19 protein-coding genes, 1 tRNA gene and 2 pseudogenes are annotated in these 19,850 nt (G+C 65.4%); 5 read left to right on the top strand and 17 right to left on the bottom strand.

All coding sequences use genetic code 11. The features are described from left to right. Positions 1-184: 184 nt before the first annotated feature. The 9 genes and pseudogenes from ACFY3D_RS20465 to ACFY3D_RS20425 form a co-directional block, all read right to left on the bottom strand. Complete coding sequence (locus tag ACFY3D_RS20465) at positions 185-1,657, bottom strand: endo-1,4-beta-xylanase (RefSeq protein ID WP_389981341.1); 1,473 nt, start codon at positions 1,655-1,657, stop codon at positions 185-187. A gap of 668 nt (positions 1,658-2,325) precedes the next feature. After that, entirely contained in the window at positions 2,326-3,060 is a 735-nt protein-coding gene (locus ACFY3D_RS20460; protein WP_389981339.1) for a DUF6461 domain-containing protein, read from the bottom strand. A 278-nt stretch (positions 3,061-3,338) separates the two neighbouring features. After that, positions 3,339-3,530, bottom strand: a pseudogene (locus tag ACFY3D_RS20455) (Imm8 family immunity protein); the annotation flags it as partial. A 734-nt stretch (positions 3,531-4,264) separates the two neighbouring features. Beyond that, positions 4,265-4,819, bottom strand: a complete 555-nt coding sequence (locus ACFY3D_RS20450) for a hypothetical protein (RefSeq protein ID WP_389981337.1) — start codon at positions 4,817-4,819, stop codon at positions 4,265-4,267. A 230-nt stretch (positions 4,820-5,049) separates the two neighbouring features. Next, a complete protein-coding gene (locus ACFY3D_RS20445) occupies positions 5,050-6,003 on the bottom strand; it encodes an Imm10 family immunity protein (protein ID WP_389981335.1) in 954 nt (317 codons plus the stop codon). A 109-nt stretch (positions 6,004-6,112) separates the two neighbouring features. Next, complete coding sequence (locus tag ACFY3D_RS20440) at positions 6,113-6,652, bottom strand: hypothetical protein (RefSeq protein ID WP_389981333.1); 540 nt, start codon at positions 6,650-6,652, stop codon at positions 6,113-6,115. Between the two features lie 753 nt (positions 6,653-7,405). After that, a complete protein-coding gene (locus ACFY3D_RS20435) occupies positions 7,406-8,131 on the bottom strand; it encodes a uridine kinase (RefSeq protein ID WP_389981331.1) in 726 nt (241 codons plus the stop codon). Between the two features lie 87 nt (positions 8,132-8,218). Then, positions 8,219-8,650: a hypothetical protein gene (locus ACFY3D_RS20430; RefSeq protein WP_389981329.1), complete on the bottom strand. Its 432-nt coding sequence runs from the start codon at positions 8,648-8,650 to the stop codon at positions 8,219-8,221. A gap of 153 nt (positions 8,651-8,803) precedes the next feature. Further along, positions 8,804-9,058, bottom strand: a complete 255-nt coding sequence (locus tag ACFY3D_RS20425; protein ID WP_389981327.1) for a hypothetical protein — start codon at positions 9,056-9,058, stop codon at positions 8,804-8,806. A gap of 367 nt (positions 9,059-9,425) precedes the next feature. Between ACFY3D_RS20425 and ACFY3D_RS20420 the strand changes: the two genes are divergently transcribed. Further along, positions 9,426-9,833 (top strand): hypothetical protein, encoded by a 408-nt coding sequence (locus tag ACFY3D_RS20420; protein WP_389981325.1) that lies wholly within the window; start codon positions 9,426-9,428, stop codon positions 9,831-9,833. A gap of 772 nt (positions 9,834-10,605) precedes the next feature. Here the strand turns inward: ACFY3D_RS20420 and ACFY3D_RS20415 are convergent. From ACFY3D_RS20415 to ACFY3D_RS20400, 4 genes are all read right to left on the bottom strand, one after another. Beyond that, complete coding sequence (locus ACFY3D_RS20415) at positions 10,606-10,980, bottom strand: hypothetical protein (protein ID WP_389981323.1); 375 nt, start codon at positions 10,978-10,980, stop codon at positions 10,606-10,608. 653 nt (positions 10,981-11,633) lie between these two features. Continuing rightward, a complete protein-coding gene (locus ACFY3D_RS20410; protein WP_389981321.1) occupies positions 11,634-11,756 on the bottom strand; it encodes a hypothetical protein in 123 nt (40 codons plus the stop codon). Positions 11,757-12,012: 256 nt separating this feature from the next. Continuing rightward, positions 12,013-12,102: transfer RNA gene (locus tag ACFY3D_RS20405), tRNA-Ser, on the bottom strand. 262 nt (positions 12,103-12,364) lie between these two features. Beyond that, on the bottom strand, positions 12,365-12,928 hold the full coding sequence (locus ACFY3D_RS20400) for a YceI family protein (protein WP_389981319.1): 564 nt from the start codon (positions 12,926-12,928) through the stop codon (positions 12,365-12,367). Positions 12,929-13,024: 96 nt separating this feature from the next. Here ACFY3D_RS20400 and ACFY3D_RS20395 point away from each other — a divergent pair, with 96 nt between their 5' ends. After that, positions 13,025-13,558 carry a MarR family winged helix-turn-helix transcriptional regulator gene (locus ACFY3D_RS20395; RefSeq protein WP_389981317.1) on the top strand — a complete coding sequence of 178 codons (534 nt, stop codon included), beginning with the start codon at positions 13,025-13,027 and terminating at the stop codon, positions 13,556-13,558. On the opposite strand, the gene ACFY3D_RS20390 is transcribed toward ACFY3D_RS20395, so the two are convergent. Further along, positions 13,518-14,033, bottom strand: coding sequence for a SigE family RNA polymerase sigma factor (locus ACFY3D_RS20390; protein WP_389981315.1), 516 nt, complete (start codon positions 14,031-14,033; stop codon positions 13,518-13,520). The two genes, ACFY3D_RS20395 and ACFY3D_RS20390, sit on opposite strands and share 41 nt — an antisense overlap. Before the next feature lie 293 nt (positions 14,034-14,326). On the opposite strand from ACFY3D_RS20390, the gene ACFY3D_RS20385 reads away from it, so the two are divergent. Beyond that, complete coding sequence (locus ACFY3D_RS20385; protein WP_389981313.1) at positions 14,327-15,277, top strand: hypothetical protein; 951 nt, start codon at positions 14,327-14,329, stop codon at positions 15,275-15,277. 5 nt (positions 15,278-15,282) lie between these two features. Next, positions 15,283-16,128, top strand: coding sequence for a MauE/DoxX family redox-associated membrane protein (locus tag ACFY3D_RS20380; RefSeq protein WP_389981311.1), 846 nt, complete (start codon positions 15,283-15,285; stop codon positions 16,126-16,128). Positions 16,129-16,247: 119 nt separating this feature from the next. On the opposite strand, the gene ACFY3D_RS20375 is transcribed toward ACFY3D_RS20380, so the two are convergent. Next, on the bottom strand, positions 16,248-17,429 hold the full coding sequence (locus ACFY3D_RS20375) for an ATP-binding protein (protein WP_329088482.1): 1,182 nt from the start codon (positions 17,427-17,429) through the stop codon (positions 16,248-16,250). 456 nt (positions 17,430-17,885) lie between these two features. On the opposite strand from ACFY3D_RS20375, the gene ACFY3D_RS20370 reads away from it, so the two are divergent. Further along, positions 17,886-18,689 carry a M15 family metallopeptidase gene (locus tag ACFY3D_RS20370; protein ID WP_389981308.1) on the top strand — a complete coding sequence of 268 codons (804 nt, stop codon included), beginning with the start codon at positions 17,886-17,888 and terminating at the stop codon, positions 18,687-18,689. Positions 18,690-18,714: 25 nt separating this feature from the next. On the opposite strand, the gene ACFY3D_RS20365 is transcribed toward ACFY3D_RS20370, so the two are convergent. Then, the gene (locus tag ACFY3D_RS20365) at positions 18,715-19,146 is read right to left on the bottom strand and encodes a VOC family protein (protein ID WP_389981448.1); all 432 of its coding nucleotides are present in this window, start codon (positions 19,144-19,146) and stop codon (positions 18,715-18,717) included. Between the two features lie 60 nt (positions 19,147-19,206). Continuing rightward, a pseudogene (locus ACFY3D_RS20360) lies at positions 19,207-19,821 on the bottom strand (DUF4328 domain-containing protein); the annotation flags it as partial. Positions 19,822-19,850 lie beyond the last annotated feature (29 nt).

Here is a 19,850-nt window from a genome sequence, read left to right as displayed (position 1 = left end):
TGATCCGGTGGCGGACCGTGAACAGATCGGCCTCCCCTGGTCCGGGGGTCATCCCGGACCAGGGGAGGCTCGTCCTTCTTCCTTCAGCCGGCTTCCTGCGGATATGCCGTGCCGACGGGAGGCCGCAGGGCGCCGTTCTCAGGCGTTGCCGCCCCGGCCCCGATCGGCACCGGCAGGTGCCGTCTTACGACCCGCTTCGGGTCCACTTCTGGTTGTTGCCGCCCCAGCAGGAGTAGGTCTGGAGCAGGGCCCCGTTGTTGGAGTTGGCGGCGTCGAGGCACTGACCCGACTGGACGTTCACGATGGAGTTGTCCGAGTTGATGCGCCACTTCTGGTTGCTGCCGCCCCAGCAGGAGTAGATCTGCACCTTGGAGCCGTTACCGGTGCCCGCGGCGTCCAGGCACTTGTTGCCGTAAACGCGGAGCTCCTGGTCGGAGGTGTAGGTCCATTGCTGGTTGGAGTTGGTGTGGCAGTCCCACAACTGGAGCTGGGTGCCGTCGGTGGTCGAGGCGTTCGGTACGTCCACACATCGGCCGGATGCCACGCCCCGGATCTGTCCCCCGTCACCCGGCGGGGGCGTGACCGTCGGGGTCACCGTCGGGGTGGGGTTCGGGTTGGGGTTCGCGGCGTTGAGCGCGTTCAGCACCGAGGTGTAGGCGGCCTTCTTGTTACCGTTGCCGTCGAAGAGCAGCGGGCTGGTGTTGGCGCCCAGCCAGGAGTCGCTGTCGCGCACACCCCACACGGTGATGCCGGTGCAGCGCGCCACCGCCAGGCAGTCGTTGACCACCGCCGCGTAGGTCTGGGCAGAGCCGCCCTGGATGTCCAGCTCGGTGATCTGCACGTCCACACCCAGCGCCGCGAAGCTGGAGATGGTCGTGCGGTAGTTGCTGTTGTAGGCGCTTTGGCTGTTGAAGTGCGACTGCAGGCCCACACAGTCGATCGGCACACCGCGCGCCTTGAAGTCACGGACCATGTTGTAGACGGCCTGGGTCTTGGCCCAGCTCCAGTTGTCGATGTTGTAGTCGTTGTAGCAGAGCTTGGCGGCCGGGTCGGCGGCCCGCGCGGTGCGGAAGGCGACCTCGATCCAGTCGTTGCCGGTGCGCTGCAGGTTGGAGTCGCGTCGGCCGCCGGAGTTGCCGTCGGCGAAGGCCTCGTTCACCACGTCCCAGGCGTAGATCTTGCCCTTGTAGTGGTTCATCACACCGTTGATGTGATTGATCATCGCCTGACGCAGGCTGCTGCCCGACATGGCCTCCATCCAGCCCGGCTGCTGGGAGTGCCAGGCCAGCGTGTGCCCGCGCACCCGCTTGCCGTTCTGCACCGCCCAGTTGTAGATGCGATCGCCACTGCTGAAGTTGAACTGGTTCTGGTTCGGCTCCGTGGCGTTGATCTTCATCTCGTTCTCGGCCGTGATCATGTCGAACTCACGGTTCGCGATCGTGGTGTACTGCGAATCACCGAGCTTGCCCGCGGCGATCGCCGTGCCGAAGTAGCGACCGCTCTGCTTGGCGGCGGCGGCCAGCGTGCTCTCCGCCGCCTCCGCGGGAGCCGACACCATCAGCGCCGCACCGACGACACCCACGACGCCGGCACTGATGATCTTGGTGAGGGCACCGAAACTTCGGCGCGCGGATGGGGGTGAAACCTTCATGCCCATGCCTGACTCCATACTGAAATCACGGAAAGAGGGATACGCGGGAACCCGCGAACGACGCCGCACCCCGGACGGGGACGCACACCACGATGGCGTCATGGCCGGCGACCCTTACTCGATCACCACATCAGGCAGGGTCGGCCGCTTGGAGACTCAGTTTGGAAATCTATCCGAAACATGTCAATACTTGAGCGAAATTTTCGGTCGCGCTCTTCCAGCACCGATGCCCCTCACCCCGGGTCCGATACAGCCAGAGCACGGCATCTCTTCAGGGCATATAGGAGAAATCTATCGGCAGTCTCGTCCTGAAATTTTCACATCAGGACCGCAACTTCCGGAATCGAGGACCGAGCTCCGCAGGCGGCGACGCCCTTCTCGGCGATGCCTGACGCAGACGCCCCCCGAGAACCCCCGTCCCTTGACAACGTCCGGGCCCGCTGTATTGACTCTCCGTCATCACCACCCGCGATACCGGGATGCCGAAGGGAGGCCGCACCGCGATTCGGCAGCGTCAACACGGCGTGCCTCCCCCAAGATGTGCGATGTGGTCGGACCTGGGTGACACCACACTCCCAGGTCACTCCGCGTCCGCCGCTCCGCCTTCAGATGAGGCGGGGTTACCGGCCAATCCCGTCATCGAGGCGGGCTTCCCCGCAGGACGGACACCGACGTCAAGCCAGCTCTGGAAATGCGCCTTCAGGGCTTTCGTAGTAGCGGGCGATGGAGGCGCGGTGAGACAAGGCGCCGGGCTGGAGGTGGCGAGGTTCCAGCCGGACGCCGGTACGTCGTTCAGCAAGCGCCAAAGCACCCTCGATGTAAGGCGGGAAGACTTCAGGGTCCGGGTCGAAATCCCAGAGCATGCCCAGTTCTTCGAGGTCCTGCTTCAGTCGTTCAGGGTCGGTACTGTCACCCCAGTGGGCGAACATCGGAACCAGGCGCTCGACGATGTGACCGTCTACGGCATGGACGAAGTGGGAGTGGTGGTTGACATTGCGCTCCACGCTGACGATCGACGTACCTTGTGAGAGGGCGCGCACCACGTCGCGCAAGATCCCGGCATTGCCCGCCTCCACCATGATCGATCCACCAGGAGCGCGGCCGACTTCGATGGTGGCGAAACCTTCCTGTTCAGGGTCCTCGGTGAGTCCCAATCGGCGTAGCACCTCTTCAGGCGCGAGGTCGGCGATGAAGGTGAAACAGAACGCTGCTCGTTCCCATCCTGACTGGCTCCACCATGCGTAAACATCCGTGGTTACTCTGCGGTCGCCGACGACAATCGACAGCTCGGAATGATGGCTTGTCCCATCTGTGACCGGATCGACGGGAATTCGGTGACGCAGCCTTCTTCCGTCTCGTCGTACAAGGCCAAGTGCGTGGGGCACGGCCATATACGACAGGTGGGACACGTTTTCACCTCATCGAATATGCAGTCATCGCAGCCGCGAGGCATTCGCCTGTGCGCGACATGGCGAGAGCAAGGGCGCCACTGGGCGATGGTGCCCAACTGGTGGAGGGCATCTGCCCGAGCGGCCGCTTGCAAGGACTTCTCTGAGAATTCCGGCACAGGATCCTTTCGATGGCTTCGAAGGGCGGTTTCAAGATGGCTTCTCGAAATGCGATCGTCATACTCCTCGAACTCCCATTCTCCGATCCGGCCGATCTTCTCAGCGAGTTCGCTCCACGTCGGAGCCTCCAGCACCGCTATCCGGTCGCCCAGCCACGTGGTCACCTCGGCGGGATGCAGTTCGGGCACGAAGAGCCAGTGGCGGCCGACGAGAAAGGGATGATGTTGCAGCTGATCGGCGAGGCCCGAGGGGGTGCAGACGGTGAGCTGGAACCGTTCCTCGCCCGGCTCTCCCTGCGGGCCGACGTACATCTCCAGCAGCTCGCAGGCATGGGCAGGGTCGTCGATGCTCCGCCCGAGTTCGAGGTCCGGCCATCGGAAGGCGCCCACTTGTGCTCTCATCATCCAATGGTCGCGCAACAGGGTGAAGCTATGAACGGGCTGCCGGCTTGGGAAGTGCGTCGATCACGCCTTGAGGAATGGTTGAGCTGGATATTCGGCCGGTCATGAGTGGCCGTGGTTGCCCCATCGTCACCATTGGTTAATGGTCCGCTAATGACCCGACCGTCGCCAAGGTGACCACTGCTGAGGTAACGGGCCTCGTCGCTCTGCCGCTCAAAGCGACTCCGTGTCCTACGAAACCGACGATCCGCCCGACGTCGGGTATCAGCGCGGAGATCAAGAGCGACAGCGGGGATCTCCGCGACGTCGCTTCTGCTCGCGAATCGCCGCCTCCAGACGTAATCCAAGACCGATCAGCGCTGTGAACCATAAGCCCACGAGCCATGGCCATGACGGGAACCTAACGCTGAAGAGCAGAACGCCGAAGGACAGAACGGCGCCGCCAACCAACGCAATAGATCCCAGCATGCGAACAGATACGATATCGTCATCGGGCCTGGGGCCAGGAATATAGGGAGGCGGGGTCTCTGTAGGCTCAGTCATGCCGAAGAGAATCCCATAGTTTATCTAATCCACCCACGTATACCTGCTCATCCCGTAATTGGGGTTCCTCCGCCGAAGACCTCGGGGTGTACGGAAGGCGTTCAGCAGGTGGGGCGAGTCGCACCCAGCTTCCGAGCACTGGCAGGGGACAGGGTCATGGGGGTGACCCATCCCTGCCGGGTCAGGACTACTTGGGCCGGGAGAGGGGTGATCGGGTGGACCTCGACGCCCTGTGCCCAGTTCGTGAGCAGTCCTTCGGTGCCGCTGGAGTCGACCAGGACGATCGAGATGGGCTGGCCGTCTTTGGCCCAGGTGTTCCAGATCGCCCACCCTCCGGGCCGGGCTTCGATGTCCAGGCGGGCGCAGATCTCGGTGTAGCCCTCTTCCATGCCGATGGGAAGGGCGTGCGGCCGGAGGATGACCACTCCGGCGAGCTTCATCAGCGGAAGATCCTCGTCGAGACATCCGTCCCCATCGAAGTGATGGTGACGGAGTTGGCGGGCTGTCTCGATCACCGCTCGCCGAAGTGGCGTGGCCTCATCGGAAATGGTGGTGAGAGTGAGCCATCCCGCGTCGTCTGCCGCGTTGACGATCTCGCGTGCCAGGTGCTCGATGTGACGCAGATAGTCGATATCGCTGAGGTCGGTTCGGGACATCGCGACAGTGTGACATCAGGGCATGAGCCGGAGCATGTGAGTTATCCGGCCGATCGGAAGACGCCGTTTTTCTGAAGTGGAGCGGGTGACGGGAATCGAACCCCCGCTGTCAGCTTGGGGAGTGCGTCGAGTACGGCCGTAGGGCTGCCGGCTTGAGCTTCGGGCCGGTCGTGAGTGACCGTGGTTGACCCCTCGTCACCCTGTTTGACAGCCCGCCGATGGCCCGGCGGTCAGAGATGCATGCCCTGGGGGTGCTGGTCGTGACGGCCGGACAGCAGGATCTCCCGCAGGCTGCTTCTGAGCAGTTCGACGCCGCCCTCGTCGATCTGGAGATCGATCCGGACGACGGGCTCCACGTTCAGTTCCTTCGCGGCCTCCGCGGTGAAGTGGAAGGTCAGGCGACCGGAGGCGATGCCACAGTGAGTCACGCCGCCGTAGGTGGTGCCTGCCTGCTCCTCGCGGACGATGCAGTACGTGTCCATGCCGAGCCCTGTCTCCTGCTCGTCAGATTCCTCGGCGGACATCATGAAGATCAAGGCGTTCCCGGTGCCGTCCTCGTGTTCGGCCATCCCGAAAACGATCGTCTCCGGGTCCTCGTCGCGACCGACGGTTCGCGCGACCATGGTTCCCAGCGGAGGCCAGGCCGAGCCGGGTTCGCTGCCTGCCGGCGAGGTGAGAGTGGAGTCGCCCTCAGGCAGGGGCACACCTTCGGGCCAGGCAGCGCGCATCCACGACGGGGTGAGATCCGGCCTGCGCGGGAACATGGTCAGCTCCTCCACATAGGCCCAGGCGGACACCTCGACGGCTTGGGCAAAAGGCAGCTCCATCCCGAAGGCGGGCGGCATCATGACGGTGTAGTCCTGGGAGAAAGGCGACTCCATGCTGAAGGTCTCCATCATGGAGTCGTACGACTTCCCGCGCAGGCTGTAGCCGAGCCGGCAGACGAACCACGTCCCCTCACCCGGCTTGTACTCGGCCACTTTCAGCCGATGGAAAAGATCACCGAGGTCCTCGCCATCTCGAATTTGTCGGGGACCGTCCGCCATCCGATAGGTGATCGCGGTCATGCTGAAGGTGCCGAGCTGACAGCGAAGGGCGTCGACCTCCTGCCATCCGTCCGGGGCGCCATCCCGCACGGTTCGCCCGATTTCGAGGCAGAGTTCGTGCGTGAGGTCGGACGACATACTCACCGCGCCTTTCCGTTGGGCGAACGAGAACAGGAGCTTATCGGGCGTCTTTTCGGTCGTTTCCGCCATCAGGATCATTTCCTGCGTATTGCACGGGAGTATGATCTCAAGGACAGTTCCGGGGATCCTGGCCCATTCGCTCGAAAGCGTCCAGAGAGATCACGACGTCGATCTCTTGTTGGCTCTTCTCATCCCGTTCCTGTATCAGCACCTGGCCCGGGCCGATCTTGGCGGCATCGTCGAGCTCGAACGTCACGCGTCGTAGCGAACTGGTGTTGTCGTTGGTGAAGCCGTACGCGTTGTAGGTGATCGCCGGCTCCAGAGAGGGAGGCTTGGGCGTGATCATCCAGCCACCGGCGGGGGCGTCGAGTCGAAACGAGGCGCTCTGTCCGTTCAAGGTGGGTGCTTGGTATACCGCGTCGTCGATGTACGCATCGTCGGGGTTGCCGGTCGGGCTCCTTCGGGGAGTGACACGCTCGTGGTAGAGCCTCACTCCGTCCGGTGCAGGCCCACACCAGGCCAGTACGGCGATGAGGTGACCTGACTCGTCCACACTGATACCGACATAGCCGTTGGGGGCGACTGTGCAGCCAGTGAGACAGGCCAGGAGTGTTCCCATAAGTACTACGCACATCCAATTACGCACGCCCCGACCGTACGCTGCATCGGACGCCTTTCCCAACGGTGATCAGCCACGTTACCGGTGAGCCAGGGGGAAGAACGACCCCTGGCTCACCGATCGCCCCCGACCATGTACGGTGACCAGCCAAGCGTCGGCGACCGTAGGGCTGCATCTGTGCGGCGGTGTGGCAACCCTGGCCGGTGGTTCGGTCCATACGGCGGGAGCGGCGCACGGTGCCCGACTCGGTGTCCCGCTGCCGTCCGGGACCGACGCACACGCCGCACGCCAGGACGGCGGCGGGCGGGCGGAGAACCGGGGGTACGGTGGCGCGCCGTACCGCGCATGTCGGTCACGCTGACGCCGGCTTCCTCGGCCGGGACGTCGACGGGACAGAGCCGAGCAGCTTTCAGAAGCGGGGACCTCTGGTCCACGATTTGATTCTGCCCGGTTCGGAAACTCAGCCGATGCTCAACGCTGGAGTGGCGGCTCCCGACGTGGCCGAGCAGGCAGGGCACGGAGTGGATGTGCTGCTCAAGGTCTGCACCACGTGCATCGACGGAGGCGTGGAGATTGCCAGTCCGCGAACAGACGACGCGCTCACGACAGGATCACACGTAAGCGTTCAAGGGGTTCCGCTCGCTACGGGCCCCTTCGGCTTAAGAAAGTTGACGAGACCCCGTCCGATCACCTTGATCAGGTGGATTTCACCGTTCTCCGGGCTGGCATGACAGCCGACGCGCTCATCAGCGTCTTGCCCGACGCTCGACCACCATGCGATCAGCCTTGCACGATCTGAGGTCGGCCGAAAACCGTGTTGTCGATGACCACGTCCGCCAGGCGCAGTGGGTCGACCTCGGCGACGTAGAGACCCTCGGATAGCAGATAGCGCTCACGGTGGAGGGCCTCGGCTTCGGAGCCGGCCCAATCCCGGTCGCGTTCGGCCCCGCGACGCAGAGAGATCTCCGGGAGCGTTTCCAGCCGGATGCGGAAGTCCCAATACTCGTTGATCTCCGGGCGGAACGCGAAAACGCCGTCGACGACCAGGACGGCGTTCGAAGATGCGATCGTCACCACCGATGAGTGGTCCACCTGTGTCAGCGGGTCGATGCCGCACAGCACGACTCGCCCTGATCCGTGGGAACTGCACGGCTGTAGCAGTAGCGTGGTTACGGCGGTGTAGTCGAAGGCGTTGCGGTAATACCCCTCACCTGACTCCCGGTCGTAGAGATGACGATCCCGCCACGGCTTCTTGAAGTCGTCCAGACTCGCTCGTAGCACGGAGCGTCCCATCCGGCTGATTTGCTCGGCGAGTTCGTGGCCGAAGCTCGTCTTGCCCGACGCGGTCGGCCCGTCGATGCCCACCCGCAGCCGTCCGTCATCGAGTGCCAGGATCCGGTCGGCGACCTTCTTGACCAGTGCGGTGCGCTCGGGTGAGGCGGGGACCGGGCAGGGCTGCCGCCACGTTGAAACCGAGGTGTGGACACCGGTCCAGCGCGAGGTCATGAACGGGAGCCTACGTCGCGTGACCCACAACCTCCCGCAGGAAGTTCCAGTTCCCCTTGGCTGCTTCCCTATCGCTTCGACGGTTACTCATTCGATCGTGGTAGAAGGAGGCCAGCGGTGCCCTGCGTCATGCAACCTACTCAAAGCGGTGAGGTCGTTCGTCACCAGCACGTGAGCCAGTCGCGCCGCTGCAGCCAGCACAGCCGGCCAGCCAGGCGATCCCAGATACGTCTCGTCCCCGGCGGTCACACCCACTGACTCCTGTACTTCGGAATAGGCGGCACCGAGGTCTGCCATCAACGAGACCTCCTCGTCTGTGCGCAGGCTCTTTCCCAGCCAGGACTGTGGCTCGCGTGCATCGCAGAAGTCATCGAACAGGACGTGCACCACATGGTTGAGATTCTCGAACTCGTCGGGGTTCAGCCACACCTCACGTTGCCAGGATGAGCTCGCAAGTGCGACGACCGCAGGGACAACATGCAGGCGATACTGAGGAAACTCGATGCCATGATCGATCACCCGTCAAAAGTATCGAGGAGCTGATCGTCAGGATCCGGCCTAGCGGTTTTCAAAAGGGCTACGTTCCCAGCGCAGACAGGGCCTCTCACCAAGGCGGGATCGTCTTTCCCCGTCCCGACCACCGAAGATCATCCCGTACATATCCCGCAACGGCTATTCATCGACCTCGGTGTGCCTGGCACGCTCTCGCAGCCGACGTAGGCGACGGTCGTACTGACCGGTATATGACCTCTCGGCTCTGTCGACCAACCGGCTCTGCGGATCGGAGGAGCTTTCATACAGTTCGGTCTCGAACGGATCGTGGTCGTACTCGATCAGCCGGGCCAGCGCCTCACGGTCCTGCTCGATGGAACCTCGCGCCCGAACCCGTTCGCGCCACCTCTCCGCGCCCGCTATGGCTTCGTCCATGCCTCCACCGTAGCTGTGACACCGAAAGATTTGGCGATGGCGTGAAAGTGAACTGTCAGCTTGAAAACCAACCAACGATCTTTGAGTCATGCACTGGAAGCCAGAGGTGCAGCAGCGCGAGTGGGGTGACCGGGAATCCCGCAAGTGGCTGTGGCTTCTCGCCTGTTCCGGTACGTATCTGGCACGCGATCGAAGCTCTGGCCACGGGGCGTGGAGGGCTCACGACCAACTCACGCGTACGGAAGAATGAGCATCCAACGATGTAGATTGCAGGAAGCTGGTAACTGTGTCGACCACTCCATTGGATGACCTCCAAGTTGCGCGACCAAAATCGGCGAGAAAGTGGGGGTGCCTGACTGCGATCGTGGTGTCATTCCTGCTGTTCCTGGCCGTTTTATGGATTCCGCAATGGATTCACAATCACCGGTTGGATGGCCTGGCCGATCGCTTTTTGAACTATCCTCCTCCGCCGCAGACCGACATCCATACTGGTGAGGTGGATGGTTCTGTTGGGGTGGAGGGGCAAAACAAGGATCTTTGTCGCTACCGCCTTCGTTTTACTGTGCAGACGAAGCTCTCAGAAGATGAGGTCCGGGACTATTACAAGAAAGCGAAGATCGCGCCCATCGAGGGCGACGGCCACGGGATCCTTGAGGTCAGCGTATGGACATCCCTTGACCAGTCGCCGTCCCTGGACACCTTTGGTCGTCAGCCGATGATCATCGAGCTTCAGGACGGCGGCCACGGTCAAGGCTGGGATATTCGATGCGGATGAATCGATCAGCCCTACTGTGACCCCACCATGCCTTCTGATCTGTAGGTCCCCAAACTGTGTCCGCAGGCGTGCGGGTCAGTTCGCCGTGCAGGTCGCGAACGATCCGCCCGTTCACATCAGTCCAGCTCGGTTCGGGGTCCAGCCCGTTGGCCCCCAAGTTGACTCCCAGAACCGGAGTGCCGACGGCTTTACAGTCCGTGACCGTTCCCGGCGTGACACTGCTCGTGAACTGCGGCGCGTCAGTTCTGTACCGCCCCACCCTCATGATCATTACACGCATATTGCATGTCATGTCAGGTGGGCTCGAAGGTCCAGTCAGCGATCAATTTGAGTTCTTACCGGCCCTGTCGCCAGTCGATCCGGGATCGCCTCCAACGCGACGATTAGTCGCTGACCTGGATGGTTGACGGAAGCGATGCGACATGTGATTCTCAACTCAGCGTTCTGGACGCTGGATTCTGTTTTGTGGGTGCGCGGTCGCCGTGCATGATGCGTTGCAGGCTCCAGCGACAGACACCGATTCCGAGAGGTGGCTCTGTCGTGTCTTTAGCCTTTGCTGTCCTGGTCACCGTTCTCCCCTGGCTGGTGCTTGGCCTGGTCGCACTCATGCGTGCGCGCCAAGAGGACATCCCCGCCATTATTCGCGCTCTCGCCCAATGGGGGCGCCGTTAACGGCACGGGAAACGCTGGCTCTATCGAACCGCTCTTCTCGCCGCCGGCGTTCCACCTGTAGGGAAGCGAGTAAAGACCGGGGAACGCGCCCGCACCGTCATTAGGAACGAAGCGCGGCTCGTCGATATTCGGGCCACTGGGAGCGACTGGCCTCGAATATCGGGATGGCCGCGGTGGTCTGGCCCAGCAGGACGCGGGTCGCGCCGGTCTCCATGGCGATGTAGGCGGGAGTGCAGTACGGAGCACGGTCGCTCTCGCTCTGCGCCATCCCCGCAGCGGCCTCGACCAGAGCCATCTCCGAATCGCGTGCGGAGTCCACGGCCTCCTCAAGGTGGGCGTTCGCTGTCGCACGGGTTCTCAGGATGACCGCTCTGAGTCGAGGTGTGGGGGCATCGGAGTTGGCCAGAGCCGCATTCGCCAGCCCGAGGCCATGGCCGTAGTCGCCGGCCTCGATGGCGATGATGCTTTTGCGCATGAGGATGTACAGGCATATGGACCTCCCCCTTTCGCGACTCGGCTTCTGGATATCCAACGCTTGTCACCGAGGGTTATCCCGTCAAGGGATATCGGTTATCCGGCCGGAGTATTGCGGCTCGGGATGGGTCGCGTAAGACCAGGTGGCGACCCATGGTCCATGAGTGAGCCGACGATGAGGGGCGTGGGTCCCGCCACGGTCGTGGTGAATCCCCCGAAGTCGTGCCGCTGTCGAGTTCCGCTGGAGGCGGCGTGATGAGCGGAGATGAGATTCCGGCCATCGGCCGGCAGAAGGCATCACACCGGTACGGGCGGCGCGGCGGTTGCGCGATGAGTTGGCCGCGTTGAACATCGCCTCCGATGTTCACGACGGGTATGGGCTGGCGCTGGTGTCGGTCTGGTTCGGGTTGGTCGTGTGGACCGATGGCCAGGTGTTTCGCTGATGGGCCGGGCAGGAGGCGGGGCGGGCTCGTTTTCGGCGCTACGCCTTCTGCCCTGCGGGAGATCCCGTGACGGCCGCTCGCCGGATGGCCGATCGCTGCGTCGAGCTTCGCGAGCGGGGGCCGGTTCCGGTTCCCGGCCCGAATGGTTGTGCTCCGCAATGATCGAGCTGACGGGCTGTTTGAGTTCCCACGTGTCCACACCGCAGGGCGGTCACACGCGCCTGGTCTGGCTGACCCCTGACAGAGGGACGGCACGCCTGCGGGTGATCACCTGGACCTGCCGATGCAGGGCCACGCTGTACGAGTTGTGCCGGGCCGGAGGACAGGGCTTCATCCGGCGCACCCTCCAGTTGGAAGGCAGTCCGGAAGTTCACGAGACCTATCGATGGCCGATCCGGCAGGCCAGCGATATATGGAGGGCGTTGCTCTCCGGGGAGGCCCGATAGGCGGATGCGGCGGCATGGTCGATCTTGATCTTCCGTGTCGCCGCATCACGGGTCAGCGCCCAACTGCAACTCGAACTGCAACCACAACACCTTTAGAGATCAAAAGGCCCTCTCCCCGTGTCTTGGGAGAGGGCCTCTGAAGTGCGGAGGCTCGGGGATTTGAACCCCGGATGGGCGGTAAACCCAAACCGCATTAGCAGTGCGGCGCCATAGACCTGACTAGGCGAAGCCTCCTGGTTGCCGTTCGGCTCAGCACAGAGTACCGGCCATCAGGCGAGGCGGCAAAGTGGTTAACGATCACGTCTCGGGCAAGAGTTGGAGGAGAGTTATCCACAAGTAGTGGATAACTCTCCTCGCCCCTGTGGACAAACCGGGGAATCCGCAGCTGAGTGTGGCGGAAATCCTGTGGATTCCCAGTTCGCGAGACGCTACATCTCACCACGTGAACACTTCCGAGGCCCCGACCGTCCGGTGGGACCTCGGGTGGTCACGGAGATCAGGCGGCCGGGTTGGCCTCGCCCTCGATCTCGATCTTGATCTTCTTGCCGACCAGGACGCCGCCGGTCTCCAGCGCCTGGTTCCAGGTCAGGCCGAACTCCTCGCGGTCGATCTCGGCCTTGATCGAGAAGCCCCAGACGTCCTGGCCCCACGGGTTGGTGCCGGCGCCGCCGTACTCGACGGTGAGCTCGACCGGCTTGGTGACGTCGCGGATGGTGAGGTCACCGGCGAGGGTGAACTCGTCACCGGAGTGACCCAGAACGCGGGTGCTGCGGAAGGTCAGCTCGGGGAACTTCTCCGCGGAGAGGAAGTCGTCGCTGCGCAGGTGGCCGTCACGGTCGGGAGCACCGGTGGTGATGCTCGCGGTCTTGATCGAAAGCTGCGCGGAGGAGTCGAGGGGGTTCTCGGCGATGGTGACGGTGCCGGCGAACTCGTTGAAGTGACCGCGAACCTTGCTCACCATCATGTGCTTGACGACGAAGCCGATCTGGGTGTGGGCGACGTCCAGAGCGTAGGTGCCCGGGGCGGGGATCTGAAGGTTCTCCCAGGTCCGAGTGGTCATTTTCTGCTCCCGAAGAGATGCTTGCCGATTGGATGGTTGCGTCAACAGATTTCTACACGAGAAATATTCCTCTCGTCAACTACTGTCGGGTAGGGTATGACCGTGAACCACTTTGACGACCCCCGGCTGACGGCGATGGGCCTCCTCGCCGAGGTCTACAGCGGCATCGCGGCGAAGTCGCATGAGTCCTTCGCGGCTGCGGGGCTTTCGGAGGTCGACTTCGAGACGTTGGTCAGGCTGGCGCGCTCGCCACAGCGGCGGCTGCGCATGAGCGATCTGGCGGCGCAGACGAGCCTGTCCACGAGCGGGACGACCCGGGTCGTCGACCGGCTGGAGCGCGAGGGCCTGGTCATGAGACAGGCGTGTCCCACCGACCGGCGGGCCTCCTACGCGGCCATCACCGAGACCGGCGTCGACCGGCTCGGCGAGGTCCTCCCGCAACACCTGATCGACATCGAGACCTGGTTCACCGGGCTTCTCCCTCCCGCGGAGCTCGACTCCTTCCTCGCCACCCTCAGGACCATCCGCGACGCCGTACGACCGTGCGCCACCGCGGGGGCCGAGGACTTCCGGCAGGAGGAGGGCGCGCTCATCCCGTCCGATCCAGGTGTCGCGGCTCGGAGGGCGTGAGGTCCCCGCGGAGTTTGGCCATTCCCCGGGAGACCGTGCTCTTGACCGTCCCGACGCTGATCCCCAGGGCCTTGGCGATCTCCGGCTCGGTCATGTCCTCGTAGTAGCGCAGGACGACGGCGGTCCGCATCCGGCTGGGCAGCCGGTCGAGGGCCTGCTCGACACGTTCCGGCAGGTGTTGGCCGCCCGTGGCGGCCGGCTCGGGGAGCTCGCCCGACGGATACTCCTCCAGCTTGCGCCGCCGCCACCAGGAGATGTTGATGTTGACCATCGCCCGGCGTACGTACCCGTCCAGGGCGCCGCGGTCCTGGATGCGGTCCCAGGCGAGATAGGTCTTGACCAGCGCCGCCTGCAGCAGGTCCTCGGCGTCGCTCGGATGCCCGGTGAGCCGGTAGGCGGCACGCAGCAGCGCGGGGCCGCGAGCAAGGACATACTCGCGGAACTCCTCGTCGGTCCCGCCGGTCACCGCGATCACCAGCCTGTGCTCCAGGTGCTTAGGTGCCAGAATCGCAGCCCGAACCCATACTGCGGCTGAACCGAAATCTATATTTCATCCATCAAAGGTAAAGATCGGCTTCGATGGGTGATGGAGCACGCAAGAACCATTAGACAGCGGTTTGTTGCGGGGTGGGCACCAATGCGTTCCACCAGGGAGGGGAACTTTAGTACCTGGTTGGACACCTGCCGTGATTATTCGTGGAGCGGACAGCGGGATTCCGCGAAGCGTGTGACGCTGGCTGCGACACCTCGCAGAATTGGGGAGCGACGATGCCCTATCGCAGCGCCGATCGCCGCCGTACGCTGGCTGCCGCCGCGCTTGGCCGGGCCGTCCAGGAGCCGGGCCCTCTCCCCTTCGAAGGCGAGTCCTTCCACGCGGTCAGCGGCACCGTCCTCGACGTCAGCCCGCATCTGATCGTCATCGACACCCCGGAGGGCGAGGAGGAGCGGCTCGTCATCGCCCCGTGGGCGACCGCCTGGCGCGGTGAGGCCGTCAGCCCCGCCGACCTCCCCCGGGGGGCCAACGTGATCATCAAGGCGCTGCGGTCCGGCCGGGTCGTGGACCGGATCTGGGCGGACATCACCAGGATCACCGGGGTGATCCAGTCGATCGGTACCGAGGGCAAGGACCACACCGTGGAGCTGTACTGCGGGCCGCACCGCGGGCGGCGCACGATCGTCATCCCCTACCGCTCCTCAGGCCGGCTGCGGGTGAGGCATCCGCGGTTCGAGCCCGGCTATCTGTTCGACGCCATCGGGGTCCGCGAGGACGGTGCGGCGCGGGCGCGGTTGCCCGCGACCTCGCAGCCGCCCTACCGGTGGACGGCCGTACCGCCACCGCCCTCCGGCTACGTCGGTGTGCAGTCGCGGATCTCGGGCACGGCGACCTGGTCGGACACCTTCGACGACGGGGAGCAGGGGGTGGCCTACCCCATGCTGGAGCGGGCCGACACGGCGTGCGACGACACCGGGGTGTCCTGCGCGGGGTTGCCGTACCTGGCGCTGGGGTCGATGCTCAACGTGCGCAACGTGTGCGCCGGGCGCACCTCGCTCCTGCCGATCGTGGCCTGCGGCTGCCTCGCCGGCCGATTCTGTGACCGGTGCCTGGAGTGCGGCACCTCCCCGCGCGGCCGGATTCTGGAACTGTCACCGAGCTCCTTCGTGGAACTCGGCGGAGACCTGACCACCGGATGCTTCAACGTCCGGCTTGGAATGGGGTGACACGGATGTTGACGACGATCGCCGCCGCACAGCTGCCGGTCGTGTTCGTGCTACTGGTCGCGGGCACGGTCGCGAAGATTGGAACGGTCGTACGCGAGACCGAGCCGGGCATGCTGAGCAAGCTGGGGCCGGCCGTGCTGGTGCCCGAGCGCTGGCGCGCGCCGGCGATGCTGTGCTGCGCGTTCGTGGAGTTGTTCCTGGCGGGCGGGCTGCTGCTGACCGGCCATCCGTTCTTCCGCTGGGGAACCGCCGGGTTCTTCGCGGTCTCCACCTATGTCCTGTGGGAGCTGCGGCGTCGCCGTCCGGACGCGGGCTGCGGCTGCTTCGGCGAGGTCAGCGCGCTTCCGGTGGGACGGCGGTCACTCGGCCGCACCATGGTGCTGACGGCGATGTCCCTCGGGCTGCTCCTCACCCCGGGGATTTCCGGCTGGGAGTCGATGGCGGATCTGACGTGGACCCACGCGTCGGCCGCGTTCGCGGGGTTGCTGCTGCTCGCCGCGCTCTCGCCGGAGATCGAGGAGACGGTCGCGAGGCTCCGTCACCGGGCGCCCTGCGAGCAGCGCCGCCTCGACCCGGCCACCGCGCTCGGACGGCTGCGGTCGAGCGCCGTCTGGCGTTCGCATCTGGGACTGCTGTCGAGCAAGGATCCGGTCGACAGCTGGCGGGAGCTGTGCTGGCGGTTCTTCGTCTATCCGGGCAACAGCCACGCGGGCGACCCCGTCGACGTGGTCTTCGCGATCTATCTGAGCGGACGGCACCCCGCGGTGCGGGTCGCCATGGTCGGTCTGGACGGGCGGCCGGTGGCGACGGAGTCTCTGCCGGAATCTCTGCCGATCTCGGCTGGACGCTAGAGAGCCCTAGATTTTCCTAGGGCAGCACGATTGAGCTCTATATGGCTCTCTAGCTTCCCCACTAGAGAGCCATATAGAGGGCTAGGGGTTCCCGTACACTATATCGAACAAACGTTCGATCAGACCGGTTGTGACCGCAGGAATTTTCCGAAGTGCGGAACGGTGAACGCGATCAGCCCGCGTTCCGCGCTGTAGATGAGGCCCTTCTTGATGAGGCTGTCGCGGGCCGGGGAGAGGCTCGACGGCTTGCGGCCGAGCCCTTCGGCCACCTCGGCGGTGGCGACGGGCTCGTCGCCGATGGCGGCCATGGCGTGCATGTAGTCGCGCTCGGCGGGGGTGGCCCGCTCGTAGCGGCTGCCGAAGAACCCGACCGCGAGCTCCTCCTCGGCCTCCGGCGCGGAGACCCTGATGTCATCGGCGGTGATCGGGCTGCGCAGCGCCAGGTCCCAGGCGACCTTGCCGTACGCCTGGACGAAGTAGGGGTAACCGTCGGCGGCCACGTAGAGGGCGTCGAGGGCGTCCTGGGTGAACTCCACGCCCTCGCTCTCGGCCGGGGCGATGAGCGCGAGGTCGGCCGCCTCCCGGTCGAGTCGATCGATCCTCGCGTAGCGGAAGAGGCGCTCGGAGTAACTCTTGCTCGCCGAGAGCACGCTGGGCAGGTGCGGCAGCCCGGCGCCGACCACGATCAGCGGGCCGCCGCTCTGGGAGAGCTCGTGGCAGGCCGCGCAGAGCGCCGAGACGTCGGGGGCCTGCACGTCCTGCATCTCGTCGATGAACAGGGCGATGCCGACCCCCAGGTCGGTGGCGACCGCGGCGGCGTCGACGAACAGCTCGGTGAGGTCGATCTCCAGGTCTCCGGAGTCGGCCCGCCCCCGGCCCGCGGGCACGTCGATCGCGGGCGACCAGTGTGAGGTGCCCTTGGCCGCGGACGGGTCGCGCATCGCGAACGCCTTGAGCACGCCGAGGAACTCCTCGATGCGCTCGGGCGCCCGATGCCTCGGGGCGAGCTCTCTGATCGCCATGTGCAGGGCGGCGGCCACCGGACGCCGGATCGACTGGTCGGGTCTCGCCTCGATCTTGCCGGTGCCCCACAACCGCTGCATGGCCATCGACTTGAAGGTGTTGAGCAGAACGGTCTTGCCCACGCCGCGCAGCCCGGTGACCACCATGCTGCGCTCGGGGCGCCCTCTGGCCACCCGTTCCAGGACGATCTCGAACTGCTGCAGCTCGCGGTCGCGGCCGGCGAGCTCCGGGGGGCGTTGTCCGGCACCGGGAGCGTAGGGATTGCGCACGGGGTCCACGCTCTCGGACTTTATGACGGGATATAGCGGCCTGCTTAGAATTCCGTAGAAAGCACTACGGCGTGTCGCGCCGCCCTCCGCCGGCGGGCGAGGGAGTGGGGGGCGCGTCGTCGACGGCACCGCGAGCGTCGCCATGGCACACCCCTCACCTGGGAGAACGTCAGACCGAACCCGTGTTCGATCCCGTGCCCATGACTGTAGCGCGGGTTCGAACACAGGCGCGATACGTTTCGATGAAAAGCCTCCCCAAGGAATGTGGGCCCCCACGCCAAGCGACCACGAATCCGGCCGTAAGCGGCACCCCCTCGGAGAACGTCGCCGGGATCGGGGCCTGACCGCCGGAGCCTACGATCGACCACGGGTGGATCACCGCCGCAGCCACCTCCCGCCCCGGGCGGGCCGGTCGCCTACAATAGCCTTTTGTCGCTTTTGTCCGTTTTTCTGAGGAGGCGGCACGTGCCAGGTTCCCGATTCATGATCCGTACGCGGGCCGTGCTCGCGGCGACCGCCGGCTGCCTGGCGGCGGCCGCGTGTGGCCCGGCCACCTCCCAGCCCGCCCCGGCCGCGCCCCCGGCCACCTCCGCGCCGATCTCGGCGTCCTCGCCCTCCACCGGGGTGGCCCCCCCGGAGCCGTCCGCCGCGACGCCGACGGCCGGCCCGTCCACCACGGTGTCGCCGACCCCGACGGGCCCGCCGGAGTTCGCCGCGAAGGTCTCCCGGATCGCCCGTGAACGGCTCGAACACTCGTGGCGGCCCGGATGCCCGGTCCCGGTCGGCGACCTGCGGCTGATCACGATGACCTACTGGGGCTTCGACGACAAACCACACACCGGCGAGCTGGTCGTGAACAAGGACGTCACCGACGACATCGTCTCCGTCTTCCGTCGCCTGTACGACTGGCGCTGGCCGATCCGCAGGATGGAGCTCGTCGACGTCTACAAGGCCAGCGACTTCGCCTCCATCGAGGCCGACAACACCTCGGCCTTCAACTGCCGCCCCGTGGAGGGGACGAGCAACTGGTCCAAGCACGCCTACGGCCGGGCGATCGACATCAACCCGCGCGAGAACCCGTACGTGTACGCCAACGGCTCGGTGTCGCACAAGAACGCCCGCGAGTTCGCCAAGCGCCCGCTCAAGGCTCCCGGGGTGATCAACCCTGGTGACCGCGTGGTCAGGGCCTTCGCGCAGAAGGGCTGGGAGTGGGGCGGCTCCTGGTCCGGCGCCAGGGACTACCAGCACTTCGCGAAGGGCGGGAGCTGAGCCCGGCACATCGAGCAGGGCCGGGCTAGCCGTACGCCGGGGAGACGTCGGCGGGCTGGAGCAGGTCCCAGCGGTTGCCGTACAGGTCCCGGAAGACGACGACCTGGCCGTACGGCTCGCTGCGCGGGGCCTCCTCGAAGACGACGCCCGCCGCCAGCAGGCGCTCGTAGTCGCGGGTGAAGTCGTCGGTGTGCAGGAACAGGCCGACCCTGCCGCCGGTCTGGTCGCCGACCCTGGCCTCCTGCTCAGGACCGTTGGCGCGTGCGAGCAGCAGCGCCGTCTCCCTGGCGCCGCGCGGGCGGACGGTCACCCAGCGCCTGCCGTCGCCCAGCGGCGTGTCCTCCAGGAGTTCGAAGCCGAGGACGTTCAGGTAGAAGCCGATGGCCTCGTCGTAGTCGCGTACGACGACGGTGGTGAGACCGAGGTAGGAACCCGCCGGTGGCCCCTGCCTCTTCAGGGGTCCTCCCCCCACGGGCAGGCCGGCGCGGGCGCTCTCCTGAAGATTGGTGATCCTCAGGATGACCCGGGCGGCGAGCAGGCCCGCGACGATCGGCAGCAGGACGCAGGCGACGAGGACGACGGTCTCCGTAATGGTCATGCCCGCGTACCCCAGGGGCACGGACGCCGCCTCCGCCACCGTCCACGCCAGCCATGCCAGCCACCACGCCCAGACCAGACCCGAGCGGCGTCCCCGGTAGAGGTCGGTTCCCGGTCGCAGCCCGCCGGGCCTTGAGGTGGTCAGGATGTCGTCGACGAGCCCCTTGGGGACGAACAGGTTGACGAGGGGGGCGATCCATCCGAACACCAGGAACGGCGTGGCGTACCTGTGGAGAACACCGGGAGAGATCGCGTACGCGTTGGCCCGGGCGCGGAACGACCAGCACATGAAGGCGATGCCCGCCGCCAGTTGGAGGGCCAGGAAAAGAAGGAGGGTCGGGGAGAGGAGCAGCGCGAACACGGCGTTCCACTCGTCGGCCGCCCGCCATGACCAGCCCTCCCGGTAGAGGAGCCGAATCACCGAGGTCCCCGCGGCGAAGACGGAGTTCAGTGCGATCAGGGTGAGGGCCACGGTCGCGAACGCGCGGACCGGCCGCAGGACGCGAACAGGTGCGAAACGCGCGCTCGGATACATGCGAGTCCTTCAACGAGGATCAAAACGGC

Source organism: Streptosporangium sp. NPDC000509 (genome assembly GCF_042898365.1).
Classification (GTDB): domain Bacteria; phylum Actinomycetota; class Actinomycetes; order Streptosporangiales; family Streptosporangiaceae; genus Streptosporangium.
The sequence above is the reverse complement of the archived record's forward strand: the minus strand, read 5'-3'. Positions and strand labels throughout refer to the sequence as shown.

Coding starts and splice junctions, on each gene's coding strand:
- ACFY3D_RS20465 (WP_389981341.1), bottom strand. CDS start 1,657: ATGGGCATGAAGGTTTCACCCCCATCCGCGCGCCGAAGTTTCGGTGCC.
- ACFY3D_RS20450 (WP_389981337.1), bottom strand. CDS start 4,819: ATGTCCCGAACCGACCTCAGCGATATCGACTATCTGCGTCACATCGAG.
- ACFY3D_RS20445 (WP_389981335.1), bottom strand. CDS start 6,003: ATGTCGTCCGACCTCACGCACGAACTCTGCCTCGAAATCGGGCGAACC.
- ACFY3D_RS20435 (WP_389981331.1), bottom strand. CDS start 8,131: ATGACCTCGCGCTGGACCGGTGTCCACACCTCGGTTTCAACGTGGCGG.
- ACFY3D_RS20425 (WP_389981327.1), bottom strand. CDS start 9,058: ATGGACGAAGCCATAGCGGGCGCGGAGAGGTGGCGCGAACGGGTTCGG.
- ACFY3D_RS20415 (WP_389981323.1), bottom strand. CDS start 10,980: ATGCGCAAAAGCATCATCGCCATCGAGGCCGGCGACTACGGCCATGGC.
- ACFY3D_RS20410 (WP_389981321.1), bottom strand. CDS start 11,756: ATGAAGCCCTGTCCTCCGGCCCGGCACAACTCGTACAGCGTGGCCCTG.
- ACFY3D_RS20400 (WP_389981319.1), bottom strand. CDS start 12,928: ATGACCACTCGGACCTGGGAGAACCTTCAGATCCCCGCCCCGGGCACC.
- ACFY3D_RS20395 (WP_389981317.1), top strand. CDS start 13,025: ATGACCGTGAACCACTTTGACGACCCCCGGCTGACGGCGATGGGCCTC.
- ACFY3D_RS20385 (WP_389981313.1), top strand. CDS start 14,327: ATGCCCTATCGCAGCGCCGATCGCCGCCGTACGCTGGCTGCCGCCGCG.
- ACFY3D_RS20380 (WP_389981311.1), top strand. CDS start 15,283: ATGTTGACGACGATCGCCGCCGCACAGCTGCCGGTCGTGTTCGTGCTA.